The 11962-nt window shown below is 54.3% G+C and carries 8 protein-coding genes; 2 read left to right on the plus strand and 6 right to left on the minus strand.

The window, feature by feature from the left end; all coding sequences use genetic code 11:
- Window positions 1-27: 27 nt before the first annotated feature.
- Genes AC22LX_RS05340 through AC22LX_RS05360 form a run of 5 tightly spaced genes read right to left on the minus strand, consistent with a single transcriptional unit; the run spans window position 28 to window position 8782 of the window.
- Window positions 28-813 carry a macro domain-containing protein gene (locus AC22LX_RS05340; RefSeq protein WP_020078516.1) on the minus strand — a complete coding sequence of 262 codons (786 nt, stop codon included), beginning with the start codon at window positions 811-813 and terminating at the stop codon, window positions 28-30.
- A complete protein-coding gene (locus AC22LX_RS05345; RefSeq protein WP_047049999.1) occupies window positions 764-4864 on the minus strand; it encodes an RHS repeat-associated core domain-containing protein in 4101 nt (1366 codons plus the stop codon). The genes AC22LX_RS05340 and AC22LX_RS05345 overlap by 50 nt, the downstream gene beginning before the upstream one ends.
- A 10-nt stretch (window positions 4865-4874) precedes the next feature.
- Window positions 4875-5003 (minus strand): hypothetical protein, encoded by a 129-nt coding sequence (locus AC22LX_RS05350; RefSeq protein ID WP_015366119.1) that lies wholly within the window; start codon window positions 5001-5003, stop codon window positions 4875-4877.
- Window positions 5000-6553: a hypothetical protein gene (locus tag AC22LX_RS05355; RefSeq protein ID WP_487333789.1), complete on the minus strand. Its 1554-nt coding sequence runs from the start codon at window positions 6551-6553 to the stop codon at window positions 5000-5002. Before AC22LX_RS05355 ends, AC22LX_RS05350 begins: the two co-directional genes overlap by 4 nt.
- Before the next feature lie 12 nt (window positions 6554-6565).
- Window positions 6566-8782: a type VI secretion system Vgr family protein gene (locus tag AC22LX_RS05360; RefSeq protein ID WP_487333790.1), complete on the minus strand. Its 2217-nt coding sequence runs from the start codon at window positions 8780-8782 to the stop codon at window positions 6566-6568.
- 651 nt (window positions 8783-9433) lie between these two features.
- On the opposite strand from AC22LX_RS05360, the gene AC22LX_RS05365 reads away from it, so the two are divergent.
- Window positions 9434-9853, plus strand: coding sequence for a translesion error-prone DNA polymerase V autoproteolytic subunit (locus tag AC22LX_RS05365; protein WP_045398198.1), 420 nt, complete (start codon window positions 9434-9436; stop codon window positions 9851-9853).
- A 2-nt stretch (window positions 9854-9855) separates the two neighbouring features.
- Window positions 9856-11121, plus strand: a complete 1266-nt coding sequence (locus tag AC22LX_RS05370) for a Y-family DNA polymerase (protein ID WP_047066916.1) — start codon at window positions 9856-9858, stop codon at window positions 11119-11121.
- Window positions 11122-11183: 62 nt separating this feature from the next.
- Here the strand turns inward: AC22LX_RS05370 and AC22LX_RS05375 are convergent, their stop codons facing one another.
- Window positions 11184-11918 carry a hypothetical protein gene (locus AC22LX_RS05375; protein ID WP_487333791.1) on the minus strand — a complete coding sequence of 245 codons (735 nt, stop codon included), beginning with the start codon at window positions 11916-11918 and terminating at the stop codon, window positions 11184-11186.
- Window positions 11919-11962 lie beyond the last annotated feature (44 nt).

The raw sequence follows: 11962 nt of genomic DNA on the forward strand, positions 1-11962 counted from the left end.
AAAAAATAAGGTACCCCGCTCTGGGAATCACAATATCACAACAGTACATTTAATTAATTTATAACATAAATGTTTTTGTATTAAACTCTCAATATGCTTCCAATCTCCGCCACCTAATCCAGCTCCAATTTTTGGCATTTGTACAACCAATCGATTAATCAATGCAAACTCCGATAGTTTTTCAAGACATTCCTCAAGTGCGTGATATGATAAATATTGTTTTTTATCAGCATGGTTTTTTCTTATCCCATCTTGAGAAACCATATTAGCCACAAATATTCTATCCTTTTCATCTACAGATATGAACTGTATATCACCCAAAGTTAAATCTGATGTGTTAGAATATTTATCCAAATAAACCTTCTTGGCTGCTGGGTATTTTTTTGATAATGATAAAACAAATCCTTTCCCCCATTTACCTTTGTTATTAACTATATGAGCAATGATAGTGGCAGAACTTAATGGGACAGCAGCATCTCCAGTTACATATTGAATGATTTCTTTTTCTTTGTGATCATTCATAGCTATTAACCACACAGCCTCAAATTCGTCTTTTGATATAATCTGTGAATCAGATAGTTCTAATTCACTTTTTTTTCCATCATAAAGAAGGAAACCTATTTTATCATTTTCATCACTCAACGAGGCTGATGGGTAATATAAGCTATCCAAAACACTTATCTGTCTTGTGGCAATTTCCCCCATAAACTCTGTATACAGGATGCCTTCCCCAGACGTAAATTCCGCATTAGACTTATAATATTCAACCACAACTTGTGGACTTTCCACTGCTGACGATTCTATCCGAAACATTCAGTTCTCCTGTATTTGCAACTCTAAATGTATTTTTTCTTGGTTCTGTGACATTTAGCCCAGTTACATCTATTTCTACAAAATGAGTAATACCATTCAACTTTCTGGAATCACCATATATGTTACTTGCCAGTTGGCCCAGAGACATTTTACCTGTCCCTGAAGCATCTTTTAATGTCCTTCCGCCGATCATGGCTGGTGTAATATCTGTAAAATATTGCCCCTCACCAAAACGCGCATGTATATCACCTGATGAGGCGCGAATAGTCCCACTTTCCATAATCCCATTCATCCCCTCCTCGGTCGTATAATGATACAATGTCTTCGGTGTTAAACCTTTTGGATCTATATAACCCAGCGGGTTCGGCGCATACTGATAAACATTCAGCCCACCGGCTAATCCAATCGGATCCTGGCTAATAAATCCCGCAATTTCAGGATCATAGTAACGATATCGATTATAGTGCAGCCCCGTTTCAGCGTCAAAATACTGGCCCTGGAAACGCAGCGGGTTGCTGATACGATCGGCGTAGATCTCCCCTTTTTCTCCCCATACGCCCGTCTTCTCTGACCACACTATCTCGCCCTGCAATGACGTCAGGCGAACCGGCGCGCCGTTCGGGTCACAATGATAGTGCCAGCTCTCCTTCCTGCCCGCTTCCTGCGTCAGCAGCGCCAGCGGCTGAAAACTTCCCGGATAGTACACGTACTCGCGCATACTGCCGAACAGCGCGGCCTGCGCTTTCTGCCGCTGCAGCCGGCTGCCGGTATCAAAAATGTTCTGTGCCGCCAGCGGTTCGCGGGTGATAGTGACCGTTTCCCCCGCCAGCGCGTCGCCCTGCCAGTAGAACCAGCGCGTCTCTTCCGCCGTCTGCTTGAACACCCGGCGCCCCAGCCCGTCGTAACCGTAGCGCACCAGCCGCTCGCCCTTGCGCACCGCCACCAGCTGGCGGTTATCGTCCCAGCTAAAATCCTCTTTCTCGCCGTTATGCCGGACATCGCGCCGCTGTCGCAGCTCGCCCGCGCGATCGAATACATAACGCACCCCGCGCTGCTGCCCCTCGCGGAACCAGCCTCCGGCGCTCTCATTCACCGCCCGGGTCTGCGTCTGCAGGTGGCTGCCTGCCGCATCCTGCACAAACTGCCGCAGCGTACCGTCCGGCGCGGTATGGGCCGTCAAGCGCCCCACCGGATCGTAAGCGTAACGATCGCTGCCCCACAGGCTGTCATCGCGCCGGGTCAGGTTACCCAGCCTATCCCAGCTGAAGCCGCTGGTGAACAGCGGTAAATCATTCTGCAACACCTGCTGCGACGTCAGCTGGCCGAGCCGGTCGTAGGTGAAATGACGCGTCACTTCAGCCGACAGCTGCTCGCTGACCCGCCGCCCGGCCTCATCGTAACCCAGCACGATCGGCGCATCGTCATTCAGCTGGATCTGGCTCAACCGGTCATACTCATCCATGGCGTAACGCACCTGATGACCGCTGTCGCTGCGCCGGGAGACCAGCAGGCCGCGCTCGTTATAGCCATAATGCAGCTGAAAACCGTCCTGCTCCTCCAGCAGCACCCGCCCGGCGTCATCATAGCGCCACGCCAGCCGCCGCCACGGATTCTCACACAGCACCATCCGCCCGCAGGGATCGTAATGATACTTCGCCTGCAGGGTATCGCCGCTGCGCCGCTCGCTTAGCCGCCCACCGCGGTCGTAACCGTAGCGCACCAGCCGCCCCAGCGGATCCTCACGGCCGATCAGCCGGTTGCCTTTATCCCAGCCATAACGGGTCACCTGTCCCCAGTAATCGGTCTCCGCGGCGATGCGCCCCAGCGCGTCGCGGTCCAGCTGCCAGCGCTGACCGTTCTGGTTGATCACCGCCAGCAGGCGATCTTCCAGGTCGTACTGATAGCCAAGCGTCGCGCCATCCGGCGTCTCGCAGGCGGCCAGCATTCCTGTGCGGTTATAACGAAAACGGGTTATCTGGCCGGCTTCATCGGTGAAGTGAAGCGGTGAATCTTCCCGGTCGTAAGCGACGCGAATTTCGCCACCCTGCGGATTGACCATCGCCACCAGCCTATCCTTGCTGTCCCAGTGGAAACGGCTGCTGCCACCACTAGCGTCAATACGCTCCAGCAGCGTACCGCGCGCGGAATGCCGCAGTTGAGTGGTTCCCGCGCCGGCCTGGCTCAGCGCCTGCAAAAAACCAAACCGATCATAGCGATAACGACTCTGCCCGGAACCCGGCACGTCCGCCGCGCTCAGTTGTCCGTACTCATCATACTGATAGCGCGTGGTGACGCCGGTAGGGTCCGTTCCCGCCAGCAGGTTGCCGCGTTCGTCATAGTCCGAACGCCAGCACGCGCCTTTCTCATCAATCAGCGTCAGCAGATCGCCGTCTTCATTGTAGGCCGCCTGAATCTGGCTACCGTCCGGCAGATGTTCGGCGATCATTCGCCCCTGTTCATCATACTCCCAGCGACGCGCGCTGCCGTCCGGCTCAATGAGTTCGACGGTACGGCCAAAATCATCGTAGTGGAAGACGGTATTGCCGCCGATCGGATCGACCTCCGAAACCGGCAGGCCGTTATCATCAAAGCTGACAGACGTTACATGGCCGTTGGAATCGGTGATTTCCACTTCGTTGAGCAAGTCGTGCCAGGCGAAATGGTAATCCCATACGCCGCCGTCGCCCCAGGCGTGGACCACCTGCCACTCGTCATTGAACTGGTAGTGGAAGCCCTGGCCGTTACGGTCGACATGGCTGGTCATATGACGCTGTTGATAGTAGAAGCGCCGCGGATGCGAAAGCGCATCGATCTCCGCGCTCAACTGATTATCGCTATCGTATTCATAGCGGGTCAACGGCGTGATCTCGTCATCCAGCGCGTTGCGCAGGCGTAGCGCCCGCAGGCGGCCATCCTGCCAGGTGACGAGGATCTCCCTGCCGCTCATGCCGCGCGTGCTGACCTCGCGGATGCGCTCAAGTTCGCGTCCCTGCCAGTCGAACTGCCAGCCGTTACCGTTACGGTCCGCCAGCCGGTAAATCGCCAGCGGCCCGCGCTTACCGCGAAATTGCAGCCGCGCGCTCCCTTCCTGCTCAACATGCCAGAAGCATTCGCCATTGCGGGTTTCCCGCCACAGGCGGCTGCCGTCCGGCAGGCCGACAATAGCCTGCTCGCGGCCGTCGGACTGCGGCAGCGCCGCAAACAGCGTCATCCCTTCCGGCTGAGTCAACACCGCGACGCCTTCATCGGCCAGTATTTCAAGGCGGGTGTCCGCCGGGGTTGACCAGCCGTAACCGCACAGCCCTTCTTCATCGAGATCCGCCGACGAGTAGCTTCGCGTCCACGCCAGCGGCAGGCGGCCGGGTAACAAAAAATCCTCATGCTCCAGGCTCACGCTACCGTCGCGGATATCAACCGGTTCGGCGCGTAGCACCCGGCATTTCAGGACGCCGGGATCCATGTTGCGAAACAGCTTCTGGCGCAGCTTTTTAAACCGCCGCATAAACAGTCGCCACTGCGGCGTTTTTTTAACTTTCTTCAACCCCTTGCCCAACCCGCTTAACCCGGCGCGCATCAGCAGCGCCATCAGGTTGATGGTTGGCGGCCCGCCGACAATCACATTGTTGGGAATCGCGAGGTTAAACGTCAGCGGCAGCGTTAGCGAAAGCGGCTTTGGTTTGCTCAGCCGCTTCAGGCGGAACGGCGGCACCATCCCGAGGATGTTACAGCTCAGCACCGGCATGCCGATACGGGAAAACGGCTCACCGTCGACGGCGACGGTTTTACTGCCCATAAACAGCTCGTCTTCCATCTGCGGGCCGCCGGGCGCGCGCAGCGGCGGTACCCACACGCCGCCGACCGGAATATGTACCGCAATACCGCCGGTCCCCGCGCTGGCGCGTTTGATGCCGTTGACGTGTACGGTAGTGCCCAGCAGCGGCAGATAATCAAACACGTCGAAAACGATGCCAATATGCGGCGTCGGCAGCGGCCAGGGATAAGTATGGATATCCAGGCCAAGCTGCGGGTCGAAGTGAGCGCCGGAGTGCATCAGACGCGCCTCAGAACATGGCGCGCAGCAGCGCGCGCAGGAAGGTGCGCACTTCGGTGGCGAAACCGCCGTCCGAGAGGCTTAAAAACAGGATTGCCAGCAGCGTCACGGCAACAATAATAATAATCCGGGTCTTCATAGCGGGTTGCTCCCTGCAGTTTCAGTGGATGATGCATCGGTATTTCCCCAGGCAGGCAGGCTTTGCCATTCACCCGGCGGGGCATCAAAGGGGTGGGCGATCTCCGGCAGGCCGTTCCAGTGCGGATGCAGCGTCTCCCGCGCCAGACGGATCACGCGGCGAAAGCTGTCATCGCCGCCGCGGATCAGTTTTTCCCGCGCTTCGCGGATCAGCGCGAACGCGGCTTCCAGCTGTAGCTGTAACTGCCGATCCACGCGTTTTACCTGTTCGACGACGGGTTCCTGCGGCAAGCGGTCTTCCGCCTGCTGGATTAAGCGCTGTTTTTCGCTTTGCCAGCGCGTCGCGCAGGCTTCAAGCGCCTCGGTCCGCCGTTTATCATGGATACGCAGCAGATCCTGAAATGCCAGCGGCAGCGTGGTCTGGGCGCGCTCCTGGCGTGGGATCGGCTCCGCCGCCTGGATAGCGTGGGCATACTCCTCCATCGCTTTTGCCCGATGCCCGGCGAGGTTGAGACAAAAACCGGACATCCGCCAGCCTTCCACGGCAAATACCGGGTGTGGAATGGCTTGCGCTTCACCCGCCGCCCGACGATAGCCTTTCGCCGCCTGGAGATACTCTTTGCGTGCGAACCAGGCGCCGGCCTCGCCAAAAGTGCTTTGGGTACGCAGTTGTCCTTTAAGCGCCGGATCGGCAATTTCGCCGCTGATGTTTTGCGCCTGGCGGTAGTGTTCAACGGCCCGTTGATGATCGTTACCTTTCAACCAACCGCCGGCGATCAGGTTATGCATCATCGCCTGCTGGTCGGCCCAACCGCAGCGCTGGGCGACGCCGAGCGCCATGCCGCCGCGCGCGGCCACCTGCGCGGCGCTGCCTTTTTCCAGCAGCAGCATGGCGTCAGCCAGATAGCGGCGAAACAGCAGGCGATCGGGATTCGGATCGCTCTGCCCGCGCGCGGTTTGGTGCATCACTTTCATACTGTCGACATCATCGGTCAGCAGCCGTACCCTGCGCGGATGCGCCTCATACAGCGGCTGCCAGATCGGTTGCTCAAGGGTGTCGATCAGTAACAGTCTGGCGTTGCACGCCTCCTGCGCCAGCCAGCCGTTCAACCAGCGGTTCAACGCCTTTTCATCGCTGACGGCGGAGGGTTTCAGCACCAACACCAGATAACGTAAATCGTCATGAAATGTCGTCGCAAAATCCTGCAGCATCTGCCGCAACTGCGCCGGGCTATAGGTCGGAAGAAAGCGTTCGGCATCCCATATAGCGGCATCCGGCGTCGCTTCGTAATGTTCCACAAACTCGCGCCCAAGCGCGTCGCTGTAGCCATAGCTGGTCTCAAACGGCGTGGTTAGCCCCAGCAGCAGATCCGGCAGCGAGCGCCCTTCAGGGTGCTGCTGCAGCGCGATAAAACCATCAAGCAGCGACTCGCCGCCGGCAGGCACCCGCCAGATAAATAAGCGGATCTGTTCCGCCTGCTCGCTGGCGTCCAGCCAGCTAAGCTCAAGCTCGCTCATCACTTTTTCGGTCGGATTCTTCGCCGCGTTCATTCCCTTTCCCTGTCAGGCATTGAGCTCAATCTTCTTACCATTCACCATCACGCCGGCGGCGTTAATGGTGATCGTCGACCCGCCAGCGGTAATCTCCACGCTGCCGTTGCTTATCAGAATGCCGCTTTCACCCACGTTGATATGTACGGTATCGGTAGCGCTGTCGGTTACGCTCCCTTGCGTAAAGCGGGTATCACCGCCGGTGATGCTCAGGGTACGCCCGGCGCCGATCGTCACCTCTTGCTTGCTGGCAATGGTCTGCGTTTGCTTACCGGTCACGGAAATATCGTGATTGCCGGTCACTCCCAGCGTCTGATTGCCGGTGACCTGCACGTTACGGTTCTGCTGGACGCTGACGCTTTCGTTACCCTGCACCTGACGGGTGCGATCCTGTACGACCGCCAGAGACTGCTTGCCTTCGACGGTCGCGGTATGGTTGCTTTTCACCGTGGTGGTATGGTTGCCGCTAATAGTTTCATCGCGGTTCTGCTCAACGCTTAGGGTCTCATTCCCCTTCACGCTCTCGGTACGGTTCTGCTCAACGGTGGTGGTTTCATTACCATTGATGGTTTTGCTGCGATCTTTGCCGACGGTCACGCTTTCATTGCCATCCACCGTGCGGGTTCGATTCTGTTTGATATGGCTGGTTTCGTCTTTGCCGACGGTTTTGGTGCGGTTATTGCCGACATCATGGGTCTCGTCGTTTTCGACTTCAGTATCCATGTTGCGCTCGGCGTGCAGCCAGAGCTGCTCTTCGCCGGGTTTATCTTCAAAACGCAGGGCGTTGGCGTTGTCCGGCGAACCATCCTTTGAGCGGCTCATAAAGCCCATCTGCGTGGCTGCCGCCGGTAGCGCCCACGGCGGCATACTGGCTTCGTTATAGACGCGACCAATGACAATCGGCCGGTCCGGCTCGCCGTTAATAAAGTCCACCACCACTTCATCACCGACGCGTGGGATCTGTACCCCGCCGTAACCTTGCCCGGCCCAGGCGCTGGAAACGCGCACCCAACAGGAGCTATTTTCATCGCCCTGGCTTTCGCGGTCCCAGTGGAATTTCACCTTAATCCGGCCATATTTATCGGTCCAGATCGATTCTCCTTTCGGCCCTACCACGCGGGCGGTTTGCGGCCCGTAGGTGCGCGGCCAGTCGGTCCTTGACGCGGGGACAAATGGCGTCGCGGCGGGAATAACGGTGAATGCGATGCGGTGCTGCGCGGTATTTCCGCCGCCGGAGGCATACTGATTCTCTTCAAAATCATAGCGGGCGCCCACCACCAGCCATTTAGCGTTATCAGTCATATTAGGCGCATGCGTCAGGGTAAAGGTGTGTCCCGGGACGATACCGGTCGCGGTGGCGATACCCTGCGTTTGCTGCTGTTCGGCCTGCCAGGACTGCTGACGAATGCGGGCGTAGGCTTCGCCGTCGCCGTGCTCCATAAAGCGCCCCGGCCAGTCGTAAACGTCGATTTTGCCCGGCGTCGGCGAGACCGGGTTCTGCAGCGTTTGCAGCATCCAGGCGTGGGGCTTGCGAAAATCATAGTCATCGGTGCTGTAAAGCCCCGGCGTGACGACGTGGCTCGCCATCAGCTGGCTGATGCCCTCTTCGCCGACCGCGCCGCCGCCCGGCTGCGCATGCCAGGGAATAGTTTCATAACCGGGGAAGGATTCAGCCTGCTGATAGTCATCCATCAGCACCAGGGTATGGCCGTCTTTATCGTGGCGGAACAGATAGCTAATACCTTCCAGCTCCAGCAAACGGCTGATGAAATGGAAGCTACTTTCCGCGTACTGCACACAATAATCCCACTGCCGGTAGCTACGCGTAAGTTTGTCCTCAAACTTAACGTTATGCTCGCTAAACAGTTTGGCCACGATATCCGGCACCCGCTGCTGCTGGAAAATACGGAAGTTGCGGTCGCGCATCATCGGCCAAAAATCGGGTTCCAGCGTGGTCTGATAGACGGCGTAGCGCGTCTCGCCAAGATCTTCGGCGCGCACGGTAACGGCGGTGATTTTGCCGGAAAGATAACGCTCCTGCCCCCATTGGCCGGGGACCGCCACCGTCATGTTTTTGCCAAGCATGGCCTGACGGTCGATAGCAAAATCCTGGCTGAGTAAATCGACCTGAAAGTGGAAAGGTTCGGACAGTTTCTCCTGCCCGCTGAATTTCCAGAATAATAACGAGGAGCTGTCGACAGATGACAGGATCGATATCCGATTAACCATATGGATTCCTTTATGGTACAGGCAGCCGCGGGGCAAATTCCTTAAGATTGATAAATTATCCTGAATATTTATCAGAAGTCATCTCTCTGCCCGATAATTCCCCCAGGAATACTCTTAATTATTCAACTCTGTGCTTTTGTTCATCTTTATACCGTCATTATTAGTAGTGGAGCTTTCTTAACAGGCGTTAATTAGTGGTTTGACTTATTAGCAACGGTAATGAGGTAAGTCTGAAAATAGCCTCCTGGCGCGAAGAAATATGTTTAAACCTGCGCGGACGCTTTAAAATAACCGCGGCTGCGAACTGCCATCACAGCCATTTGCTCACCGGCCAGCTCTTGCATACGGTCGGCCGGTGAGCAATCCCAGCGCGTTAATCGCGCAGACATCCCAGTCTCGTTAATATCAGATCCTTTACCCAGTCATATTCAGATTCTTTTTACATAAAATCGCCGCGCTATTTTCGCCAGCTAAACGGCGAAGTCGTTAATATTAGCGATGAGGTAATCTATTGTTTATCAACCGGCTTCAGACATAAAACCCCCGCCAGCCGGGCGCTGGCGCAGGTTTTGATAAGGTACGCCCCTCTTGATCTCTGCCACCGATCTACAATACTGTATATGCATACAGTAAAAATAATCGGTGATCATCATGCAGTTTTTCACACTAACCGAACTACGCCAGATCGTGGCATTACCGCTGTTCAGCGACCTTGTTCCCTGCGGTTTTCCTAGCCCCGCACAGGATTATGTTGAGCGGCGTATCGACTTGAATGAACTGCTGATTCAGCATCCAGGCGCCACCTACTTTGTGAAATCAAGCGGTGACTCAATGATTGACGCTGGCATTGGCGATGGTGATTTACTGGTGGTGGATAGCTCCCGCAAGGCCGTCCATGGCAGCATCGTTATTGCCGCAGTGGATGGAGAATTCACGGTTAAGCGCCTCCAGTTACATCCTGTTGTCATGCTCAAACCTGATAATCCCGCCTACCAGCCGATTATGCCAGGCAGTGAAGAGTGTCTGGAAATTTTTGGCGTGGTGACCTACATCGTGAAATCGGCGGGCTGATCGTGTTTGCCCTGTGTGATGTGAACTCGTTCTATGCTTCCTGTGAAACCGTCTTTCGCCCGGACTTACGCGGCCGCCCGGTGGTCGTTTTGTCCAATAATGACGGTTGTGTGATTTCACGTTCTGCGGAAGCCAAACCGTTTGTGAAAATGGGTGAACCGTACTTTAAACAAAAAGATATCTTCAGACATCATGGGGTGGTTTGCTTTAGTAGCAACTATGAACTCTACGCCGATATGTCCAACCGGGTAATGACGACGCTTGAAGAGATGTCGCCTCGCTGTGAAAAATACTCCATTGATGAAGTTTTTTGCGATCTTACCGGCGTGCGTAACTGCCGCGTTCTTACCGAGTTTGGACATGAGCTCAGAGCCACGGTGCGGCAACGCACGCACCTGACGGTAGGCGTCGGTATAGCCCAGACAAAAACGCTGGCTAAACTGGCGAATCATGCGGCAAAACGCTGGCAACAGCAGACAGGAGGCGTGGTTGACCTGTCGAATGCGGAGCGGCAAAGAAAATTGATGGCGGCGCTACCGGTGGAAGAGGTTTGGGGAGTGGGTCGACGCATTGCGAAGAAGCTTGAAGCGATGGGGATCCGGACGGTATTGCAGCTGGCTGACACGGATATTCGATTCATCAGAAAACACTTTAATGTCGTACTGGAAAGAACCGTCCGTGAATTACGCGGCGAACCCTGCCTTGAGCTGGAAGAGTTTGCCCCGGTAAAGCAAGAGATCGTCTGCTCCCGTTCGTTCGGCCATCGCATTACGGAGTACGAAGAAATGCGCCAGGCCATCTGTAGTTATGCCTCCCGGGCAGCAGAGAAACTTCGTCAGGAACATCAATACTGCCGGTTTATCTCCGTCTTTGTAAAAACCTCACCCTTCGCGCCTGACGAACGGTATTACGCCAATAATGCCTCGGTGGCCCTGCTTACCCCAACGCAGGACAGCAGGGATATTATCGCCGCCGCGACGCGTTGTCTGGATGCCATCTGGCAAAGTGGCTGCCGGTATCAGAAGGCCGGGGTAATGCTGGGCGATTTTTATAGCCAGGGCGTCGCGCAACTTAATCTGTTTGACGAAAATGCGCCGCGAAAAAACAGCCAAAAATTGATGGAGGTGCTGGACCGCCTGAATGCAGAAGACGGACGTGGGACGCTTTACTTCGCCGGCCAGGGTATCCAGCAACCGTGGCAGATGAAGCGGGAAATGCTCTCCCCGCGATACACCACCCGATATAGCGATCTGCCCACGGTTAAATGATTCCCCAACAGGCCAAACCTTAAATAAAATCAGGTTTGGCCATCATGGCAAAATGTTGTTGTTTATTTTTTCGACCGCGGTTTGGCGATTCTTTTTGCAATCAATGGTTCGTTAGCATAAATTTCATTTAAATTATTTTGTTGTTCAAAGCGTAACATTGGGCTTTGCATCACGGTAATCGAACTATTTTCATAAGCATAAGGTAATGGCTGAATCAAATGTGGATTCTGTTTATCATAAATACAGACAGGTCTCCCCCCCAAGAGATCAACAAAAATAACCTTATCAAACATAGAATTAGACTTAGATATTAAGTATTCAGACCATTGTCGCAGCCCATTTTTGAAAATAACATTGTCAGTTCCTATTACTTCACTAAAACAGATAAGCACAACCTCTTTAAATACCCCGGCACAGACGTAGTCATTGAACTTGCTATTCTTTCTGACAACCCCCTCATATATATAATCAACAGGAATTTTAACATCGACCTTTTTATTTGGGGTTTTACTATCTATCCCATGAATAAAATCATTAATTTGGTTATCGACCTTATCTTTGCCAAATTTATCATCCTTTAAATAGCCAAGATCACCACACTTATCGCAAGTAGTAATTTCGATTCCTACCCTAAATGGAACTCGTGATTTACAAAATGCCCTGTGCGTTTTTTTAACATAAATTGCAGCATCCGGTCGGTCAATCTGACTTTTATCAATGCTGTATCCGCCATAAATTTTATGTAGTAATGGCCGGGAAAGTTCCAGTACATGAACTTCAGTTTCTCTTTTATCCATCATGATATCCTTGACATTATTTATTGAAAATAAAAATTGCGCAG

It is taken from the genome of Klebsiella sp. PK01, assembly GCF_057624675.1.

Excerpts from the sequence above, each read along its gene's own strand:
- AC22LX_RS05375 (WP_487333791.1), bottom strand. The coding sequence starts at position 11,918 with ATGGATAAAAGAGAAACTGAAGTTCATGTACTGGAACTTTCCCGGCCA.
- AC22LX_RS05345 (WP_047049999.1), bottom strand. The coding sequence starts at position 4,864 with ATGCACTCCGGCGCTCACTTCGACCCGCAGCTTGGCCTGGATATCCAT.
- AC22LX_RS05365 (WP_045398198.1), top strand. The coding sequence starts at position 9,434 with ATGCAGTTTTTCACACTAACCGAACTACGCCAGATCGTGGCATTACCG.
- AC22LX_RS05355 (WP_487333789.1), bottom strand. The coding sequence starts at position 6,553 with ATGAACGCGGCGAAGAATCCGACCGAAAAAGTGATGAGCGAGCTTGAG.
- AC22LX_RS05340 (WP_020078516.1), bottom strand. The coding sequence starts at position 813 with ATGTTTCGGATAGAATCGTCAGCAGTGGAAAGTCCACAAGTTGTGGTT.
- AC22LX_RS05360 (WP_487333790.1), bottom strand. The coding sequence starts at position 8,782 with ATGGTTAATCGGATATCGATCCTGTCATCTGTCGACAGCTCCTCGTTA.
- AC22LX_RS05350 (WP_015366119.1), bottom strand. The coding sequence starts at position 5,003 with ATGAAGACCCGGATTATTATTATTGTTGCCGTGACGCTGCTGGCAATC.